This is a genomic window from Sorangiineae bacterium MSr11954 (assembly GCA_037157815.1).
GTDB lineage: Bacteria > Myxococcota_A > Polyangia > Polyangiales > Polyangiaceae > Pendulispora > Pendulispora albinea.
Genome location: CP089984.1, coordinates 474,839 through 495,301, shown reverse-complemented (window position 1 = coordinate 495,301; position 20,463 = coordinate 474,839). Strand labels below are relative to the sequence as shown.

The 20,463-nt window shown below is 62.7% G+C and carries 16 protein-coding genes; 6 read left to right on the top strand and 10 right to left on the bottom strand.

The features are described 5' to 3' along the window. Positions 1-200: 200 nt before the first annotated feature. From LZC94_01980 to LZC94_01960, 5 genes are all read right to left on the bottom strand, one after another. The gene (locus LZC94_01980; protein WXB16049.1) at positions 201-3,191 is read right to left on the bottom strand and encodes a serine/threonine-protein kinase; all 2,991 of its coding nucleotides are present in this window, start codon (positions 3,189-3,191) and stop codon (positions 201-203) included. Positions 3,192-3,550: 359 nt separating this feature from the next. Next, positions 3,551-3,778 carry a hypothetical protein gene (locus LZC94_01975; protein WXB16048.1) on the bottom strand — a complete coding sequence of 76 codons (228 nt, stop codon included), beginning with the start codon at positions 3,776-3,778 and terminating at the stop codon, positions 3,551-3,553. Between the two features lie 445 nt (positions 3,779-4,223). Beyond that, positions 4,224-5,498: a VCBS repeat-containing protein gene (locus LZC94_01970; protein ID WXB16047.1), complete on the bottom strand. Its 1,275-nt coding sequence runs from the start codon at positions 5,496-5,498 to the stop codon at positions 4,224-4,226. A gap of 167 nt (positions 5,499-5,665) precedes the next feature. Continuing rightward, entirely contained in the window at positions 5,666-7,066 is a 1,401-nt protein-coding gene (locus tag LZC94_01965) for a VCBS repeat-containing protein (protein WXB16046.1), read from the bottom strand. 902 nt (positions 7,067-7,968) lie between these two features. Beyond that, positions 7,969-8,319 (bottom strand): helix-turn-helix transcriptional regulator, encoded by a 351-nt coding sequence (locus tag LZC94_01960; GenBank protein WXB16045.1) that lies wholly within the window; start codon positions 8,317-8,319, stop codon positions 7,969-7,971. Between the two features lie 117 nt (positions 8,320-8,436). Between LZC94_01960 and LZC94_01955 the strand changes: the two genes are divergently transcribed. Together LZC94_01955 and LZC94_01950 are read left to right on the top strand one after the other, a co-directional pair. Beyond that, complete coding sequence (locus LZC94_01955) at positions 8,437-9,330, top strand: SDR family oxidoreductase (GenBank protein WXB16044.1); 894 nt, start codon at positions 8,437-8,439, stop codon at positions 9,328-9,330. Positions 9,331-9,948: 618 nt separating this feature from the next. Further along, positions 9,949-10,572 (top strand): hypothetical protein, encoded by a 624-nt coding sequence (locus LZC94_01950; GenBank protein ID WXB16043.1) that lies wholly within the window; start codon positions 9,949-9,951, stop codon positions 10,570-10,572. Between the two features lie 143 nt (positions 10,573-10,715). Here the strand turns inward: LZC94_01950 and LZC94_01945 are convergent, their stop codons facing one another. Further along, entirely contained in the window at positions 10,716-11,588 is an 873-nt protein-coding gene (locus LZC94_01945; GenBank protein ID WXB16042.1) for a sensor histidine kinase, read from the bottom strand. Positions 11,589-12,661: 1,073 nt separating this feature from the next. Between LZC94_01945 and LZC94_01940 the strand changes: the two genes are divergently transcribed. After that, complete coding sequence (locus tag LZC94_01940; GenBank protein WXB16041.1) at positions 12,662-14,122, top strand: Do family serine endopeptidase; 1,461 nt, start codon at positions 12,662-12,664, stop codon at positions 14,120-14,122. A 417-nt stretch (positions 14,123-14,539) separates the two neighbouring features. Here LZC94_01940 and LZC94_01935 read toward each other — a convergent pair whose 3' ends face one another. Next, positions 14,540-15,064, bottom strand: coding sequence for a transposase (locus LZC94_01935; protein WXB16040.1), 525 nt, complete (start codon positions 15,062-15,064; stop codon positions 14,540-14,542). A 41-nt stretch (positions 15,065-15,105) separates the two neighbouring features. Then, the gene (locus tag LZC94_01930) at positions 15,106-15,495 is read right to left on the bottom strand and encodes a helix-turn-helix domain-containing protein (protein WXB16039.1); all 390 of its coding nucleotides are present in this window, start codon (positions 15,493-15,495) and stop codon (positions 15,106-15,108) included. An 82-nt stretch (positions 15,496-15,577) separates the two neighbouring features. Here LZC94_01930 and LZC94_01925 point away from each other — a divergent pair, with 82 nt between their 5' ends. The 3 genes from LZC94_01925 to LZC94_01915 all read left to right on the top strand — a co-directional run bounded on the left by LZC94_01925 (position 15,578) and on the right by LZC94_01915 (position 17,627). Further along, positions 15,578-16,123, top strand: coding sequence for an OmpA family protein (locus LZC94_01925; protein ID WXB16038.1), 546 nt, complete (start codon positions 15,578-15,580; stop codon positions 16,121-16,123). Positions 16,124-16,199: 76 nt separating this feature from the next. After that, positions 16,200-16,655: an Hsp20/alpha crystallin family protein gene (locus tag LZC94_01920; protein ID WXB16037.1), complete on the top strand. Its 456-nt coding sequence runs from the start codon at positions 16,200-16,202 to the stop codon at positions 16,653-16,655. 591 nt (positions 16,656-17,246) lie between these two features. Further along, positions 17,247-17,627: a hypothetical protein gene (locus LZC94_01915; protein WXB16036.1), complete on the top strand. Its 381-nt coding sequence runs from the start codon at positions 17,247-17,249 to the stop codon at positions 17,625-17,627. Between the two features lie 415 nt (positions 17,628-18,042). Here LZC94_01915 and LZC94_01910 read toward each other — a convergent pair whose 3' ends face one another. Together LZC94_01910 and LZC94_01905 are read right to left on the bottom strand one after the other, a co-directional pair. Beyond that, entirely contained in the window at positions 18,043-18,846 is an 804-nt protein-coding gene (locus tag LZC94_01910) for a hypothetical protein (GenBank protein ID WXB16035.1), read from the bottom strand. Between the two features lie 54 nt (positions 18,847-18,900). Then, on the bottom strand, positions 18,901-19,446 hold the full coding sequence (locus LZC94_01905) for a hypothetical protein (protein ID WXB16034.1): 546 nt from the start codon (positions 19,444-19,446) through the stop codon (positions 18,901-18,903). Positions 19,447-20,463: the final 1,017 nt, after the last annotated feature.

Sequence of the window (20,463 nt, the reverse complement as noted above, 5' to 3'; positions counted from 1 at the left end):
CCTCGTCCAGAACGGGGCTCGCGCACTGCATACCCATCGCCTTGCCTCGCGCAAAAGTTCGTTCATTCGCGCGGCGCGCGGAGCGTGATCGCAGCTCTCGAGCCGCATCATGCGGCCGTCGTTCAGCTGCCCCCAGAGTCGGATATCGCTCACGAGCGCTGCAATCGAACCAAAGGCGAAGGATAATGGCGCCTTGGCGCTCATCGTTGCTGCGTGGATACCTTCGTCAACCAAGTCTGGACGGCAACCGTGTTTTCGGCGTAGAGGCGCCCTGCGTGCTGGTAATGGTCTACCGCTTCGTTTGCCAGGCGTCGGGCGCGCTCCCCATCTCCGCGCGTCCGCCACAGAACGCGTGCAAGGGCGAAGCTGATGATCGCCCGATACTCTGCCCGCGGCGGTGTCGTCTGCTCTTCGAGGAGCTTCTCGGCTCGTTCGAGTGCCTTGAGCGCCTCGGGGAGCCGGCCGAGTTGCTCGTATCCTTCGCCGACGCAGGAGAGGGCTAATGCGATGGCGACACTGTCTGGCCCGAGCGTGCGCTCGCCGGCATCGAGCAGTTGGATACAGAGCTGCAGCGCATCACGCTCAAGATGCATCCTGCGCATGAGCCGTCCCAGCCGGACGCCTGTTTTGATCGTGTCCGGATGGCCGGGGCCCTCCAGTCGTCTGTAGAGTGCCAACGTCTCCTCGAACGTGGTGCGTGCGGTCTCCAGATGCCCGAGCGCCTCCTCTGCGCGGGCGATCCCCGAGAGCCTGGTCGCCGTGTTCGCGTCATTCTGGCGGATCATGGCATACGCGCGACGAAAGAGAGGTAGCGCGACCGCCGGCTGGCCGTCCTCCAAATAGGTCATCCCTAATTGAGAAAGTGAGTACGCCACATCCGGGTTCTCGGGAGACGATGCCTGCTCGACGATATGTAGAGCGCGTTGTCCCACGGCTTGCGCGCCAGCGGCATCGCCTTGCTCGCTCAGCATGCGCGCCAAGAGCGACAGCGTTTGCATGAGCTTAGGGTGCTCATTGCCGAACAGCGCCTCGGACTCTGCCAGCGCCGAATGCGCGCGCGCTATCCCCTTGTCGAGCTGATTGATGGTTCTCTCCACATTGGCGAGGTGGTGGTTGATCTCGATACGGCGCACGTCATTCTCGCGGAATACGCGTCGGCCCATGTCCAGGGCCGCGTTGAAGTGTCGGATAGCGCGATCGTAATGGCCGCGCTCATCCTCGATGAGACCGAGGACGAGCAACAGTTCGATATTTGCCGGCCCTTGGGGATCGAACCGTTCCACCGCGGCCTCGATGAACGGAACCAGGCGCTCGACCTCGCTGGGGCGCTCCTGGTCGTTGCCGACAACCGACAGCAACTGGGTCAAAACGAGCGGCAACAGCCGTTCGTGGCCGCTCGATTCGGCGTCGGCAACTGCCTGAACAATGCTCGCCTCCGACGCGTCGAACTCGCCGGCGCTCTCCTGCGCGATGCTGAGTCGATAGAGCGCTTCCGCGGCGAGCGCCCGATCGGGTAGCTTGCGCGCCAGCTCGAGCGCCTGCCGTGCTGCTTCCTGACTTGGCGCCGTTTTGCGTGCATCGTCGAGCGCCTGGCTCTGCGCAAGGAGATCACGAATATGCTCGACGGTGATTGAGGTAGTTCGATCGTAGGTAGGCAATGGCGTCAGCGCGAGCGCCGCCGGATTCGTGCAGGTCGATAACGAGCCAAGTTGGATGGTGATGTCGGGGGCACGAAGACGCACGTCCCGATCGCCGGCGGCGAGCACGTCGGTGACGGCGCGTAATTCCCGCCGCCGCTCATCGAGGCATAATGATGCACGCGTGTGCGTCGCCTGGTCCTCGGCTCGCCACGACTCCGCACTCCGACAGATCTCCGCGCTCGTACGCTTCCATTGATCAGCATAGGCATCGAGCGTGGCGGCGGTTCTTTGCCAGACGTCACGCCCGAAGGCTTTTCCATCGTCGACGAACACGTTCTCGACCTTCTCCCGCCGTGGCATGTCCCAGATCCCAGCGAGCGCCTGGGTCGCAGCGGCCTCACAGCGCTGCGCGCGGTGTTCTTGAATTGCCGGTCCCCCGATAAGTCCCGCAGCGGCGCACACGACGGCTAGGATCGCGACCACACGCCGCCGCCGCCGTCGTGGAACGAGCGCGAGCTCGTCGAGCAGGTGTTCCAGCGATGGATACCGATCCGCGGGATCGCGCGATAGCCCGCGACTCAACACCCGTAGATAGCCTTGGTCCAACCGCCGCCCCCGCACTTCAACCTTCCCGGCGCAGAGCGCCTCCAGGGAAAGTTTTCCACTCTTGGCGACAAATGGATGCCGCCCCAACAGCGCCTCATATGCCACGATGGAGAAGCTGAATTGATCGCTGCGCGCATCGGCGCGCAACCCCAGGTGCTGCTCGGGGGCCATGTAGGCAGGCGTTCCGATGAATCCCCCCGTCTCGGTGATCGGCCGCTCCAATACCGACATCGACTCTACCGGCGATACCGTCACGGGCTCTTCGGGGCTATCCGTATCGACGGCGCGTGCCAGGCCGAAGTCGACGACCTTGGCGCGCTGCTCGCGAGCGATTAGCACATTTTCGGGCTTGAAGTCGCGATGCACCAGGCCAGCACTGTGCGCGGCCGCGAGTCCACGCCCGGCCTGATCGAGCAGCTGCAGCAGGTGCTTCCGATTGGAGCCGGCACGACGCAACTCGGCGCGCAGAGTCGTGCCCTCCACGAGCTCCATCGCAAAGAACACCTGGCCCAGAAACTGCCCTACGTCGAAGACATTGACGACATTCGGGTGATCTACGAGTGCGAGCGCCTGCGCCTCGCGTAATAGCCTGTCGCGCCGTTTTTCGTCCGCGCGCTCAGCGCGAAGGAGTTTGAGCGCCACCGCGCGATTGAGCTCCGGGTCGATGGCCCGGTAGACGATGCCCATGCCACCTGTACCGATCACGCTAATCACGAGATAGCGCCCCACGCGGGTTCCTGGCGTCAGTTCAGGCTGGGAGCTAGCCCGCACCGGCAACGTCGGGCCCTCCACCGCGTGACCCCGAGGCGCGAGCCGTGGCACGAGAGAATCGCTGGCGGTGCTGTCCTGCACCAGTATCCCCCACGCGCGGTCGCATTCGGAGCATTCGGCGAAGTGCGATTCAATGGCGGCTTGCAATGAGGTCGGCAGGTTCTTCTCGAACAACGCGCGCAAGTCTTCGTGTGTAGGGCATTGCATTGGTCGACTCGTATCTGCGTGCGATTATGCCACTAATCCCCTCCGCGGGCAGGGGGTAGCCGATGTCAAAGAACGTTCCCGGATGGCTATGCAGATCCGACAACGGCGCGACGGAGGCTTCTCTCGTCGACCAGCAACCAGACTGCACGCCTTGCGCCGGCCTTTGGATCCTGCAGAACACGCACTCGGGCGGCGGGCCCGGGCGATCAAGCGCTCGTGGAGCTCCGGGATGCCCTACCCTTCGGGGTCGTCGTACCCGGTGAAATCGGACGCCATACAGGGATCATCGGCTGGTGGTACGAAAGGTCGCCTCGTCTATGGGCCGCCTATCCGGAACTCGATGTCTGGACCACGGCGATGGTTCGGGGGCGCAGGCACCCGTGGTCGGGCAGCAGCTTCTCCACGTCGGCGCCCATGGGTGTACGCTTTCGACCATGAACCCGCCCGCTCGCGTCGGTGGACTCCGGGAGCACGTCCACCACGGCCCCGCGCACGCCGTCGTCGTCAGGGACACGGACGACGGCCGGCCCCTCGACGGCGTGTGGGCCTCGCAAGCGCCGTATCGGACGCGAGAAACCGCGCGCGCTCGCGCATCTGCCCGGCCCAACAGCGATGGGGGAGGTCGATGGGATCGCGAAGTCTCGACCGGAGCTTTTCAACGCGCCCACGGAGTGCAAGCGCCTTTTGCGCCTCGTCGTCCAGCCGGCTCGTCATTGCAACGAGCTTAGTCTCCAAAAACCGATGTTCTTTGGCGTTACGTCGAAATTTAAAAAGGAAATCTCACCTCCGAAGGGTGCGACGCCAGGGAGAGGAGCAGTTTCGGCCATGAACAATGGACTCACCCCGAAAGGGTGGACAGGCAAGCGAGCGATGCGTCGTCCGGGGATGGAACTGCAAACCTCTTCTGCTTTGTCGAACCGAAAGCCGGCGCCACGAACCCACCGAGCCCTGGGCGCGGGCGTGCGATTTTCGCACGGCCCGTGCCCCTGGCAAGGTGCGTTAGGGAAAGAAGGTGCGGGTGGGATCGGTGAAGCCTATGGCGATGACGAGGGATGCGCCCCACGGCATCTCCTTGAAGCCACCGTCATTGTGCCAAGCCTGCACGTCGCCGTTCGACTGGATCGCCATGATCTCCGCTCGGCCGTCACCATCCAGGTCGGCAAATCGTGCTCGACTCGGGTCGGTGAACCCTCGGCCGACGATGGTCGAGTCACCCCACGGCATCTCCTTGAAGCCGCCCGCATTGTACCACGCTTGGATCTCGCCATTTGGGTGGATGGCCATGATTTCCGCACGCCCGTCGCCATCAAGGTCGGCCAGTTGGACCTCGTTCGGATCGAGAAAGCCCCGTCCGATGATGGCGGCGCCGTCCCATGGCATCTCCTTGAAGCCGCCACCGTTGTGCCAAGCTTGGATGTCGCCATTTTCCTGAATGGCCATGATCTCCGCACGCCCGTCGCCGTCGAGGTCCGCCAAGCGAACGCGGTTCGGGTCGAAGAAGTCTCGCCCAATGATGGCGGCGCCGTCCCATGGCATCTCCTTGAAGGCGCCACCATTGTGCCAAGCTTGGACGTCTCCATTTTCCTGAATGGCGATGATGTCGGAGTACCCATCGCCATCGAGGTCTGCAAATCGCACGCGGCTCGGATCGGAAAACCCTCGCCCGATCGTGACCGATCCACCCCACGGCATCTCCTTGAATCCTGCCACGTTGTACCACGCTTGGATGTCGCCGTTATCATGGAGCGCCATGATCTCCGCGCGCCCCTCCCCCGATAGTGACGGACGCTTCATGTTCCAGAGCGCATTGGCGATCTTCACGGCGTCGTCGGCCTCGACCGCGTAGCGATACCGATATTGCGCCGCGGGTCGCTGCACGTTCGCAGCCACCTCACCGATGGGGGCCGTGTTCCACGAGCCATTCGGGTAAAAACTCTCCATCACGTCGAGGAACTTGTTGGTAGCCCACACCGGGTTCGTGCGCTCGGCGAAAGTTCCCCAAGAGCTGCGCTGCTGGAAGAGCCCTACCGAATCGCGGTCGCCGGAATCGAGATTGGCGATGCTCGATTCGACGATCGTCGTCGCGATAGCAATAGCGGCCGCCCGTTGGTTGAGCCCGCGCCCCTTCACCGCCTGCACTACGGCCCGAGCGCAGGAGGAGTTGTAGGCATTCATGTTCCCGCGCATTTTCTTGGCCAATTGCGGATTGAGCGCGGCGGCGTTGCTGGCATCTTGTTGCGTGGGGCCGCCCGGCACGCAGGGCAACGCGCTCAAGGGTTCGAAGTCGAGCCTTTCGCTCTCACGATCGGCGTTCGGATCCTCGTCCGGACCGACACATGCCACCGCCAAGCAAACGAAGGAGAGGAGCGTCGCTCCGACGACGCAACGTTGGCGGAACGTAGAAGATGTCTCTTTTGCGTATTTCATGTGGACTCCTAAGCTCAAGGAAAGAAGGTGCGGGTGGGATCGGTGAAGCCTATGGCGATGACGAGGGATGCGCCCCACGGCATCTCTTTGAAGCCACCGTCATTGTGCCAAGCCTGCACGTCGCCGTTCGACTGGATGGCTACGATCTCCGCTCGGCCGTCACCATCCAGGTCGGCAAATCGCGCTCGACTCGGGTCGGTGAACCCTCGGCCGACGATGGTCGAGTCACCCCACGGCATCTCCTTGAAGCCGCCCGCATTGTACCACGCTTGGATCTCGCCATTCGGGTGGATGGCCATGATTTCCGCACGCCCGTCGCCATCAAGGTCGGCCAGTTGGACCTCGTTCGGATCGAGAAAGCCCCGTCCGATGATGGCGGCGCCGTCCCATGGCATCTCCTTGAAGCCGCCACCGTTGTGCCAAGCTTGGATGTCGCCATTTTCCTGAATGGCCATGATCTCCGCACGCCCGTCGCCGTCGAGGTCCGCCAAGCGAACGCGGTTCGGGTCGAAGAAGTCTCGCCCAATGATGGCGGCGCCGTCCCATGGCATCTCCTTGAAGGCGCCACCATTGTGCCAAGCTTGGACGTCTCCATTTTCCTGAATGGCGATGATGTCGGAGTACCCATCGCCATCGAGGTCTGCAAATCGCACGCGGCTCGGGTCGGAAAACCCTCGCCCGATCGTGACCGATCCGCCCCACGGCATCTCCTTGAATCCTGCCACGTTGTACCACGCTTGGATGTCGCCGTTATCATGGAGCGCCATGATCTCCGCGCGCCCCTCCCCCGATAGTGACGGACCGCGCGTCACCCCCCGCCACCACGACGTTTCACCCCGCGCACCGGGCCAGCCAAAGCTAAAATGGATATGATCCGTGTGGGGGTTCGGGCCGGAGTAGCTGGTCCAACCAGCCTGCGGATTGTTGGAATTCCAGATTTTATGATTCCAAATGATATACATGATCCCGAGCCTGCGGGAGTAGGCGTGAGGATTGCCGTATTGGTCGGTCTGGAGCAACCAGTTCAGGAGCGCCTCGGCCTCGGCGCGTTGGCCGCTATTGGTTACATTGAACGGATAGTCCAATGCCCTACCCTCTTTGTGCTCACTTGTGCCGCCCTGATTGCAGGCACGAACGATGCCCATATCGTTTCTGCCATACGTCGATCTCAATAAATCTCGAAAGCTAATCACGCCTGGCTTGGCGACGGGGTCACACCCGCTCTGCCCTACGTAGGGTTGATAGCCATCGATCCATGGGCCAAACCTGGGCGCTGGGGGCACCCCCGGTGCGTTCAACTCCTCTTCGGAGCTCGCGACGTCCGTAGCGTCCGATGCGCACGCTGCCATCAGCGACGCTCCAAGCACGATGGGAAGCACGAAGGCTAATTCGATGCGTTTCATTTCATTCGGCATAAGGATCCTCTCTACTTCGTAAGTCGTCATCGAGCCGATGACTGCGATGACAAGAGCCTATTGGACCGGCGAGAGGCCAAAGAGCAAATCGCATACCACGAACGCGACGACCGCAACCCAAACCAAACTCGCATGAATTTCGAAATGTCGAGGTACTCGAGCGAGCCCTGTACCGGAAACGGTACGGCCGCCTCCGGTACAGTGGTACATTGTACCGGCGCGAGACGCACCCGCCGGGCTAGGCATAGTATGCGGGTGGTGCACGGCGGATTCGAAGCTCGCCGGCCTCCATTTGGGAAGTGGCGCCATGGATCCTTTGAAGCGATCCGTTCGCACCAAGGACGGAGTCCTTTCATCGTCGTACCTTCCCAGGCGCATCGCGCCTCCTCTGCTCTGCAAGGGCACCGGCCATCATGGGAGCATCGAACGAACGGCGTGGCGCCACGGAAGTAGGCGACGCGGCGTGGCAGCATCAACTCCGTGACGATACCGGCGTGTGCGGCGGCGCGTTGGACGTGCTCCCAGAGCTGAGCGACGCGTGCGAGGCACCGGCATGCAAGCCGAAGAATAGCGACATCCGAATCACCCCACGTCTTTTTTTCCGAAGGCTCAACGACTCGGGCTGCGCAAAGGGACCGGAGGGTATTGGAATCGCTCCCCGGATGGATTGGAATACGCAGCTATTGTTCGGGAAGGTGATGTTGGGGCGGAACCCGCATGGACTGCACAGCAGCGAGCAAGGCTTCGCTGGCCTCATCGAGGATGCGCTCGACGCCTAGATCCGGTCTTCGAGATCGACAAGGAGGTCGCCCGCGCGATGGTATTCCTCCGCAGCTCCCGAGGTAGCGCGGTATCTCCTGCATCGGCCCTCCTTTCCGAGGGATGAAGGTATCAGCGCGCGGTCATCGCGGACGAGGCTTGGCATTCAGCTTCAGCGCCACACTCACCAGCGCGGTGATGGCGGGGAGGAGCTCGCGTCCGAGCTCGGTGAGCGCGTACTCCACCGACGGTGGGCTGGTCGACAGAGGTGTTCGGGTGATGACGCCCCGGTCCTGAAGCTGGCGGAGGCGGGCGCTCAGCACACGCGCGGAGAGGCCAGGGATGTCCTTTCGGAGCTCGCTGAAACGGCGCGGCTGCTGGCTCAGAAACCAGATCACATGAGGCGTCCACGCGCCGCCGAGGAGCTTCACTCCCTCGTCGATCGGGCACGCGGGCGGGATAACGGCCTTGTTTTTTCGGACGCGCAACGCCATTCGAGTATCTCGCTGGTTACCACAATTGCATGCAACTACGAGTCATCACCTGGTCCGGCGGCTTCCTGTCGCTACTTTCGGGTCGTCGGCGTGCTCGCTCGACGAGAAAGGGAGATCATGATGCGCGTATTCGTTACCGGAGGGACGGGATTCGTCGGCGCGGAGCTCGTTGCGGAGCTCATTCGCACGGGCCATCGTGTGCTCGGACTCGCGCGGTCCCAGGCGTCGGCGCGTAAGTTGCGGTCGGCGGGGGCCGAGGTGCAGGAAGGCGATCTCGCCGATCGCGACGGCCTCCGCCGCGGCGCGCTCGCGTCGGACGCTGTGATCCACGCGGCCTTCGATCTCGACCTCGCCGACTGGGCGAAGGGCGGCGAGTCGGACGGGCGTGCGATCGAGGCGATCGGCGATGCGATCGCGGACTCGCCGCGTCTCTTCGTCGTCACCTCCGGCGCGTTTGGGATCGATGTGCCTGGCATGGCGAGCGAAAGGGACGAATCCCCGGCGGGTGGGCACCCGCGGGTCACGGAGCGTGTCGCCGCCGAGGCTTCGGCGCGTGGGGCACGGGTTGCGCTCCTCCGGCTCGGCGTCGTGCACGGCAATGGCGACCGACACTTCTTGCCCAAGCTGATCGCGATCGCGCGCGCGAAGGGGATCTCCGCGTACGTCGGCGATGGCGCGCAGCGGTGGCCGATGGTCCACCTCCGCGATGCCGCCGAGGCGTACCGGCTCACGCTCGAGCGCGGCGCGGCGGGCGCGCGTTACCACGCGATTGCCGAGGAGGGGGTCGCGGTTCGCGAGATCGCCGCGGTCATCGCGCGAAAGCTCGGGGTTCCACTGGTCTCGCAGTCACCGGAGGAGGCCGCGGCGCATTTCGGACCGCTCGCGCCGTTCGTGAGCAGGGACCGGCCGACTGCGAGCGCCCGCACCCGCGAAGAGCTCGGCTGGAGCCCGCACCGGCAGGGGCTCCTCGAAGATCTCGAGCAAGGCAGCTATTTCACGCGCCCTGCGTGAGCCGCCAGCCGCGCGGAGAAAACACCCAACGATGTCGCGCGTATTTCCGGAAATCCAACGCACCCCGGACGCACGAAGCGCATTGAAATAGCCCGGGTGATATGCCCGAAGCACCCTCCGAGATGGCGCTGACCGTACTCCTTGGCCTGATGCGCGCATTCGGCCGAATCGGCCACACGACGTCGCGGATTTCTCCGACAATCGTCCGGAGCTCGTCCTCGGTGAGATCGCCTTCGTCCAAGAACGGCGGTGCGGTCATCGCTTGGTCACGTGTGCACGGACCAGACCTTGCGCGTGGCTGCTCAAATGCTCATTTTTCGATGGCCAAAAACGACCATACCTTCGATGGATCCCGTCGCGGCGTACCGAGGGTGTACCAGCTGATTTACTGAAACGACTAATTTGGTACACCTTCGTTGATGTGAAGCCATGTTTTCTCAGGACTTCGCATGCGAATCGATTGGCCTGACTGTTGCTATAGTAAGCACACTTGCCGGTAATCCCATCATCGACAGAGCGTCGATCGGGTGACCGGTGTTCGGCGTGAGCTACGTCTGGAAAGAAGCTCAGTCCAACCTAACCATCCAAACGACTTAAATTAGAGACGGAGACTTACATATGATCAAGGCGGTCAGGAGAAGTTCTGCCATTATGCTGTGCGTTGGGACCATCCTCGGGATGGGCGCTCTGAGCGGCACCGCGAGGGCGTCGGACACCGAGTCCAGTGCGCCCGATGCAGAGGCATTGGCGGGTGGACATTGCAAATCAGCCGCAAGCGGCCCCGAATGGCAAGACGCCGCGCAATGGTATGACGGCAGCGGTGGCAACCCCAAGGGGTGGCATATACGGTTCACCAATAAGTGCCTCCGTCGCCACCAAGCCTTCTCCTGGAATCTGGATAATGGTAGGAAGGCGACCATCCGCTTCCAGGGCGATGGCAACGTCGTCCTCTATGAGGGGCAGGACGGTAATCCAAACGACGCCGTATGGTCCACCGGCACCAACGGAGACCCGAAGGGCTTCGCAGCAGAGCTCTCCCTCCAGACGGATGGAAACATGGTATTGTACGATCTCAACGGCCGTGCAATCTGGGCCAGCGGCACATGGGGCTGTGACAACAAGCCACACACCGAGCTGGTACTGCAAGCAGACGGGAACATGGTCATCTACACGGTCGGGAACTTCAACAATGGTTGGAGTCCCAAATGGGACGCCTGGGGCAACCTGAATGGCTGCCACTGACCGATCATCGACAGTGGAGCTCCAGTAGGAGCACGGCGCCCCGCGGCGCTCCGGATCTGCGTATTGGTTGCGACGAGGTCGCTCGAAAAGCGTGCGAGTGCCCCTCGGGCAATCGGTGCGTCCACGCGTCGCGACGCCGGCGTTCAGGCGGACGCGGAAGACGCTTCACGGATTTGGTCATCGTGCGATGGACCTCCGGCATCGTCAGCCACTGGCGCGAGTTTACCGATGGCTTGCTCGATTCGAACAGGATCGCACGCGACGGCCACCTCAGTCTGGGGAAGACGGCTGGTCATCGCAATGCGCTTGCGAATCGCAGCATGGCGGAGCTGCTCGAGGACCTCGGTCACGAGCTCGCGAGCATCGACCTGCTGCTGATGGATCGACATGTGCCCGAGTTCGAGCTTGGACATGGCCAGGAGATCTTCGATCAGCCGCGTCATCTGCTTCGTGCTTCGCTCGATGGCCTCCCCGACTGCAACGGAGTCTTGCGGCGCGCCTGCCTTCAGGAGCTGGGCATGCCCGTCTATGATGTGAAGCGGGTTCCGGAGATCATGTGCAACGATGGCCATGACCTGCTCGCTTCGTCGGAAGACTGTCTGCTCGACTTGCTTTGCGTTGACCGCCATCATCTCATCGATGGCGAGGTGCACCAACTTCGATTCATCGAGATCGAGCGCGATGAGATTTTCGGCGCAGAGCTCGAGGAGCACTTCGCGGAAAAGGGATAGCTCGCGAATGGTCTCTTCTGCCGTGTAGTGCAGGTCAATACGGTGTCGTGCGTGCGCAGTACCGATCTCCTTCGCGTCTACGGAGTGGCGGCCGCTGATTTCGCCCTCTTCGTCCGGCTCCTTTTGCGTCGTTCTTTCGATGATGCGGTCGATCAACACGGGGATGTTGTCCTCGAGGGCCGGCCGCGCGAGCTTGTTGGCGGTGGGGATGGCAGGATCCCCGAGAACCCGCTCGAGCCAACGGTCGATCAGGACCTGCCGCTCCTTCTGAAGAAGGCTCGCCAAGCGGCCCCGCTTTGTCGTCTCCCTCGAAGCCCGTTTGCGATCGCTCATGGCTTGATTAGGCGCTTGTTTGGCCACCATGGCCAGCCGAGAAGCACCCGATGTGCGAGCAGACACGGCTGAAAGGGCTTGCGTAGAAAAGAGCACCCCAACTACACGGAACACGAGTTTCCGGGCCCGCCACGCGTCAAATGCCTACGGCGCCGGGATGTGCCGCGTCTGCGGCGGCCATCGCGAGAAGGGACGTGAAGTCGCCATACCCATCACTGGAGCGCCCGAGCACGTGACGCGAAGCAGCTGCCCGCCTTCGGCAGCTGCCCCGCGCTGCAAAACGCCCACGCAACGAGCTGGTGCGCAACTTGCTCCTTACCTGGAAGCGAGATATCGAGCGGCGGTCATCGCGTTCCCTCGCGTGCGGGATCGTGCTGCGAGGGCGCCTCGACCGAAGATTTTGTGCCATGGCGCCTCATGGCAACCCGAGCCGAGGTCCACCACACCTGATTGCGCGAACGTCCTCGAAGATCCTCGAGCCACCGCGGAACGCCGCCGTGATTCGACCGGCCAGTATCGTGGTTTTTCACCTGCACCGCTCCTTCGTGCCCGGCCCTGGACCATGCATCCCATGTATTCGACATTGGAACACTCCTTGGGTTTGGCTTGTTGTCTGGACGACTAAATTTCCGAGTGCCCTCTGTCAAGCCCTCCTCCCCTTGCCGAACGCATTGGGCATGATTCGCCTTCATCGTCGACGAACATTTGAATCGAGGTGAAACGAGAGAGGTTTTGCCTCGACGCTCGAATCGTATCTTCACGTTCGAGCGGTGCTGCGTTCGCACATGCTGGAAGGGCGTTTCTCGGGGGAGACGCGGCCCAGGATGCCCGCCCGAGGGCGTCACCGGCTTCATCGCCCAACTGAGGACGAGCCGCGGCCGCCCTGCGGATGTTCACAAGCTGAGTGGCCAGGGTTGCCGCGATGTTTTCGAACGACGCTTCACCGTGGTCCGCATGCCGCGCGACTCTGTGCGTGCGGGCTAGGGGCTTGACCGCGCAACGCGGGTGCTTATCCGATTTTTGCGATGATGCTCGCCCGCTTCCCCCTTTTGGTTGCGCTCACGCTCGCAGCGGCCGGATGCCATCGTGGCAGCGCCCCCGGCGCAACGCCTGACAACAACACCGTTCAGGCGGCGCAGGTTCCGGCACCGTTCGCCGCACCGCCGGTACTTGCCGGCACGCCGGACGTGGCCACCCTGGTTGCAAGGGTGAACCCTTCGGTCGTGAACATCACCGCAACACACGATATCAAGCAGCGCAGGATTCCCTTTCCCTTCGACCTCGGGCCCTTCGGGGGATTCTTCGGTCCGCAGGGCGGCGGCCCGGGGGACGACGGCCGCGACAGCGTCATGAAACAGCGCGCGCTCGGAACCGGGTTCCTTCTCGACACGCGCGGGCATGTCGCCACGAACGCCCACGTGGTCGAAGACGCCGACCACGTCCGGGTTCGCTTGGCCGATGAGCGCGAGCTCGACGCCAAAGTCATCGGGCGCGATGCAAAGTTGGACCTCGCGGTGCTCGAGCTTCAAGGGATCAAGGACCCGCGGGACCTGCCGGCCGCGGAGCTCGGCTCGAGCGCGAGCCTGCGCGTGGGCGAATACGTGGTCGCCATCGGAAATCCTTTCGGGCTCGGCCACACGGTCACCATCGGCATCGTGAGCGCAAAGGGCCGGTCCATCGGCGCGGGACCGTACGATGATTTCATCCAGACGGACGCCTCGATCAATCCGGGCAACAGCGGCGGCCCGCTCTTCAACTTGAAGGGCGAGGTGGTCGGCATCAACACGGCCATCAATCCGCAGGGTCGCGGTATCGGCTTCGCCATTCCCATCGACGCGCTCAAGGACGTGTTGTCGCAGCTCCTGGCCACGGGGCACGTGGCGCGCGGGCGGCTCGGCGTGAGCATTCAAGCGATGGATACGACGCTCGCGAGAGCCCTGGGGCTCGATCGGGCGAAGGGCGCGCTCCTGGGGGACGTCGAGCCGGGCGGCCCAGCAGAGAAGGCGGGCCTGCGATCCGGCGACGTGATCCTCCGGGTCGACGAGGACACCATCGAAAGCGCGCACGATCTGCCCCGCATGATCGCGCGGCATCCGCCGGGCTCTCGCGTGACCTTGGAGCTGCTGCGCAATGGCAAGACGCAAACGGTGGACGCGACGCTGGATGCGCTCGAGGATGCCGTGAAGGGCGACGAGCCGAACGCGGATCCTTCCTCCAAGGGCAATCCCACGCCGGGCGGTTTTGGCATTGCTCTCGGCGATGCCCCCGGAGGCGGCCCGCGCGTGATGCGCGTGCAGCCCGGCAGTCCAGCCGATGATTCGCTGTTGCCCGGTGACATCATCCTCGAAGTCAATCGCCAACCGGTATCCAGCGCCGCTGACACCCTCAAAGCGCTTCAATCCACGCCCGCCGGCCCGGTGCTCCTCAAGGTGCGACGCGAGAAGGCCATTCTGTACGTCGCCGTCGCTCGCGCAGCACGCCCGTGAAGCGGACGACAATGGCGAGCTGCATCGAATCCTGCCTCGCCTCCGTTCGGTCCGCAGATCGATTTTGCTCGCGCGCAACGGGTGGAAGCGCTCTTGACAGGTGCAGGTAGTGCGTTATCCATCCCCGTGGATTCTCCCCGAAGTGAAGCTCGCACCTGCGTTTGGCAAGTTCGTGCGAGCGGCACCGAGGAGCTAGGTGACACACGCGCCGGCCGGAAGGGGCTTCTCGCCGGCGGGCGCATGGCTCGTAGAACCATCGAAAGGAGGTCTCTCATGAACAGCCTCAAGCAATCGTGGTCGAAAGCTCGATCCCAGATCGCAGCGGCCCTCGAGCTGGCCGCCAAAGACTTGAAAGCCGCGCGTACGTCCATCGCGCAACGCCTCTCGCGGTGGACGAGGCTCGCTTAACCCCAGAGATCACCTGAGTGGAGCCCGATAACCGGCGTGAACGAACCAGTTGCTCGCGTGCGTCTCGGTGACTCGAAAGCGCGCTCGTCTGGCGATGAGCCGAAGCGCTTTGGGGTGGCGGGGAGCGTGGCGTCGCACGTATTGCTTTTGGAGGGCCCAGCCGGATTCAATTGGATTGAGGTCGGGCGAGTATGGGGGCAAGTAGACGACACGAACGCCGCGCGCCTTGCAGGCGGCTACGACACGCGGGTCGCGGTGGGCGGGGAGGTTGTCCATCACCAGGACGTCTCCGGGGTACAGTCGAGGGAGCAGCTTGCGTTTCAGCCAAGCCAGGAAGCGGGGACGGTTGGCCGTTTTGAACATCGTGCTGAGGACGACCCATCCCGATAGGCGCATCGCCCCAAGAAGTGTGAGGTTCGTGCCCCAGTTCATAGGAATGCGATCGATGAATTCGCGACCTCGCTTCACCCAGGCGTGGCTCCGACTCATGGCCAGGTTTAGGCCCGATTCGTCGAGAAAAACCAGCTTTTCCACGGGAATCCGGAGGATCCTCCGTCGGAAGGAGCGGCGCTTGGCTATGACGTCGGGTCGCTGACACTCCAACGGCCGTCGGCGTTTTTTTTGATGACGTACCCATACCGATGCAGCGCGCGCTTCATGCTGGACACATGAACTCGCGCGCCCCGCGGGCGAAGCCGATTGAACTCCGCCGTAATCTCGTTAGCGGTCGCATCGCGCAGCTTCGCAACAAGCGCATCAACGTCGCCCTGGCCGATCGGGGACGGCGTTCCGCCTCGCTTCGGGTCGGCGCCGAGCGGCACGCCACGACGCCCTCGACGAACCCACCGCTTGACGCTCGCCTCACCGATACGAAATCGAGCGGCAATTACCGCATAGCTTCCGTCGCCAGCTTCGTACGCCTCGACGACCCTGGCTCTCAATTCAAGAGGGTGCGCTTCCGCCATGCCGCGACCAGATCATGCCTCGAGCCAAAGAGCAAGACGCTTGATCGACCCAGGTGAGCACTGGGGTTAGTGGAGATGCGCCATGATGCGAGCCATCCCAACCCTGCTGTCCGCGGTCGTCCTTGCGACGGCGTGCGCTGGGACGGAGAAGACCGCGCGCGCGCCCGAACCCCCATCGACGACCATCATCACGAGCGCACCGGCCCCGACCGCTCCGTCCAGCAAGTTGCAATCGGTTTCACCCGGCGTCGCCGTCTCCGACGAAATCGCGCAGACGTGCCGGCTCGCGTTCGCGGATATCGAGCAGGCGCCCAAGTTCGACTTCGATTCGGACGAGCTCGCGCCGTCCGACCGTGATGCATTGCAGCGGATCGGCAAGTGTCTGACCACGGGCCCGCTGGCAGGGCACGAGATCCAACTCGTCGGCCGCGCGGACCCACGCGGCACGGAGCAATACAACATGGCGCTGGGCGCTCGGCGCGCCGACACCGTGGCGACGTACTTGAAAGCTCTGGGCGTCGGCGCGAATCGCTTGCACGAGACGTCGCGCGGCGAGCTCGATTCGACGGGCACGGACGAAGTTACTTGGGCAAAAGACCGTCGTGTGGACGTGCTGCTCGCTCCCTGATCTCGGGTGGCACTGTACTTGACAGCCATTTTCGAGAACTTATTGGTTCAAAATCGAATTCGAAAGGAGGATTGCCATGCTCACTACCTGGAAGGCCTTCCCGATCCTGGACCGTTTTCTCGATGACGTCATGAACGACGTCACGGGTACGGCGCTCGGGACAGGTGCAAAGATAACGTTCGATCCCGGTATCGATGTTCGTGCCACCGACGACGAGATCATCTTCGTGTGCGACGTTCCGGGTGTCGCTCGCGAGGAGCTCGACGTCTCGATCGAGGGGAGCACGCTGACCATCAAGGGGCAGCGCACCTATTCGGGCGGCGAGAAGGATAGGGTCTGGCTGGGCCGGGCCTACGGCGCGTTCGCCAAATCCTTCACGCTTCCCGAGCTCGTCGACGCGAACGCGATGACGGCGGATCTGTCGAACGGCGTACTCACGATCCATGTACCGAAGAAGCCGCAGGCGAAGCCGCGCAAGATCCAAATTGGATCAGGCAGCTCGCACCCGCAGCTTGCAGAAAAGAAAGAATGATCCGGAGGCCGATGGGCGGCCCGCACACGTGGCCGCCCGTCGGCATTGCCATCTAGAAGGAGTAGCGGCCATGATGAGTTACGACGCACTTTTCCCATTACCGCCGCAGAGTGATTTCGCGGCGTGGGCCTTTCCGTCGGTGATCGACATCGACGGGCCTACATGGCGCGAGACGGACGACGCATATCACATCGAGCGCGGTGTACCCGGATTTCGAAAGAAAGACATCGCCATCGAGGTGCGTGGACACGTTCTGGAGGTCCGTGGTGAGAGGGAACGCGGGCTCCTCGACCGCGAACGGCGCGCCTTTCGCCACGTACTCGCGCTTCCCGACGGCGCTGACGCGTTCGACGTAACGGCCGATCTTCGCAGTGACGTCCTTCGGATTCGGATCGGCAAGGTGCCGTCGGCGCGACGGCGGCGAATCGCGGTTCGCTCGCAGAGCGAGCCGATGGCGGCATCGACGCCCGACCCCACATCGACAGCGCTCGCTCGCCCGTCGCGGCGGCCGGCTACAGTTTTCGAGAGGCTCGCGAAGTGGGCTCGAACGCTCGGCCCTCGGGCGCGCGCTTGGGTCAAGGGAGTATGACGATGAAGATTCGCCAGATCCTGGAGGACGCGAGGGTTTTCGCCCGCTCTGAGGACTGGACGGGCGGGATCGCTCGCGCCCAACTCGCGCTATCCACCGCGCAAAGCGACGACGAACGAAACGCCTGTCAGCTCGAAATCGAACGCCTCGAGGAGGGCGAGCGTGCCTGGCGCGCGGAGATCGAATCCCGCCGCGCAAGCTATTTGAAACGCGAGCTCACGACCGACGGCGGCCCCGAGCGGACCGGCGCTGGCATCCCTCGGAGCAATGCGCGTCCGCCCGCCCGGGAACGCGCGTTGTTCTCCTTTAGCCACCGTGCACGCGTTGCAACCCGCAACGGGGACGTTGCAACTCGCAACGGCAATGTGATGGCAGAAACATAGGCCGCTCTTGATCGCGCAAGCCCGCGTGAGGCATTGTAGGCACGTCTCGCCTCGCGATGAGCGCTGGACGTCGCGCAAATGTGCGCGACACGACTCCGCAGAACGCTTCGATGCGCACGGCAAGCTGGCCGGACTTCATTCAGCGCGCGGGGAGGCGGCTGCAAGCGGAAGGTGGGCGTGCGCCAACTCCGAACGATGCGATTCTACGGCGGGTCTCCGTGGAAGATTCTTAAGGGGCGTTCTTAAGAACCCAGGACCTTCGGAGCGGCCGGAACCGGTCTCTACTTGTCCGAGCCGTCGAGAAGCAGTCTGAGCAAGCGAACGCGCCTTCGATATTGGTTATCCCCGTGACGTGCGCCGCGAATCACCTCCGCGACGTGCTCGCGCGCTGGCGGACGGCGCGTCCCATGGAATCCTAGTCCGATCGCGCCGAGCGATGGGGAGCTTGTGAAACATGCACGCAACCAGTGTTTGCCTCCGCTGCCCCTTCGCAGTGCTGCTCGAACACGGCCGTGAACGACTCGACGACGGGGGCTCCCGCGTCGGAAAGGCTCGACCTCATCTCGATGACTTGAAATTGCCCGGTGATGGTATTGCAACCCCTGCCGTCGCCGCTGATGTCGAGCCCGGGGTGGTTCGGATCCGTGAACGCCGCGCGTTGGGCATCCGTGTACGTACCTGGCAAGAGCGGCCTTCCGAGTGACCTCGTCGAAAATTCGGCACTCCAATTGGCACCAGGGCGTATCCAAAGGTACGATGGGATATTGTCGATGGCATTTGATACCGAGATCACCCAACCGGCACCGCCGCGAATGACGAGCGGCGACCCTCGGTGCACATAGCCGTCGCCGGCGATTACGAAGATATTGTCGCTCACGAGGCACGGTTTGGCCCGGGGGTCAGGGACCGTTGAAGCATCGATCCCGGTGTCGGCTCCCGCTCCACCATCGATCCCAGTGTCGGCTCCCGCTCCACCATCGATCCCAGTGTTGGCTCCCGTTCCACCATCGATCCCAGTGTTGGCTCCCGTTCCACCATCCGTGTCGGTGAGGCACGCCACCGTGGCTGTGCATACCGAAAGCACCCACGCCAAATGCCTTGTTCGTAAAATATTCATGACCGTGATCCTCCAATCAATCGCGATTTGTTGCACATGCGCAGGTCCTGGCGCTTTAACCCAATAGATGGTGGTCGCGTCGAACACGAAGCGCGGATCCACCTGCGGCGTTCCCGCAGACCGCAGCGGTCCACCGAGGTTTCACAGGGTCAGGCGTTATTTGATTTTCTCCGCGTTGAAGCTATTCCACCAAGCTTTCCATTCCGTGGGAAACAGACACGTTTCGAAGACGAAGCGGCGCAATGCATAATTCTCGTCAGCGCTATTGGTGCGATATACCATGGGCGTCAACTCATCGATGAGCGCGCTCGGGTAGGTGCTCGTCAAGTCGCGCTTCAAGATGCTTTTGGTGCGCGCCTTCGCTTGTTCTTGGGTTTGTCCTTCCCGCCGGCCGGCATCCAGGAAGAATAAAATGTCATGTCGCCCCAGGCAAACGGCCGCGCCGTCTGGATCCTTGGATACGGACAGCTTCTCACGATCGGCGCACTGGTAGAACTTCTCCGCTGCAAACACTCCGTGATTGCTCAGGTCTTCGTTTTTCATTTTTCCGTATGATTCATTAATCATTGGAATAATGAATAGATCGTCGCTGTTGGCGCCCGGCAATGATTCCCGGGAGCTATGAAAAAGGAGTGCATTCCGCGCAGCCAGAAGCGACATGAATGCCTCGCGTTCACACACCTCGAACGTAGGATCTTCCACCAGGAAGGCTCTCTGGTGATGCGGCGCTCGTGGAGGCGGAGCTGCTTGTGGAGCACCGCAACCCCCGAGCCATACGAGAAGCACGATACCCCAATAGGTTCGACTCACGGTGACCCCTCCATAACGCCAAAGCTCAGCCTATATGAAATGGCTCGGGGTGATCAATGATAGGGCACCGCGAACCTGGCTAACGTTGAAACGGCAAGCTGCGAAAGTCGAGTGCCGCGGACTGCATTTGACTAAATGCGGTATGCTCCCGTCGACGAGCTACCGCGGATGTCATGGCGAAGCGTGCGTGATCGACACCCGGCATGCAGGTTGAAATCCGCGTTGAAAGCGTCTGTACAAAACGTTGCTTCGCCAACCGCGGGTCATGACGACATGGTGGCCATCGTCGACACTCCTTTACGGCCCCCAAGCCGCTTCCAGTGCAATCCCCCGCTGCGCAGCTCCGGCATCGGCAACCGAGGCCGGGAACGTCAGGCTCTTCTTGATCGGCGCGATGAAACCTAGGCATCGCATTGGTTGCGATGTGTCGGGACGTCCTTGCCCATCGCGCGGTGGGTCTGTGTGAGCTGAAAGAGCTGGTCATGGTGCTCGATCGCGAGTTGGATCTCGTTGCGTACATCCATTCCGGGTTTCACGGTGTCATCGCTGACCGGCAGCCTCTGTTTCTTCCGGCCGCATGATAAAGGTGAGAGGGGTCGCCTAAGGGATGGGAACTGAGGTACCGCCCCTCTCGGCCGATGTCCTAAGAGCGCTCGCGCGGTGATCATGCGGATCCGACAACGGCGCGGCGAATTTGCTCAACGGGTAGGCCGCAGTTGGCACGCAAGGATCGTGTTTTGGACGATCTCCACACGCAGCACCCGCACGGCTCAATAAATCAGCCCGATCTTCTCCGGGATGTGGAATCTGTTTGTTCTCCGCAATTTGCCTCGAATTTTGCGGTTCGTCGTGATCGTCGACGGCTTGGCCTGGTACGCGAAGAAAACGGATCGCCACCGGCAAGGATCA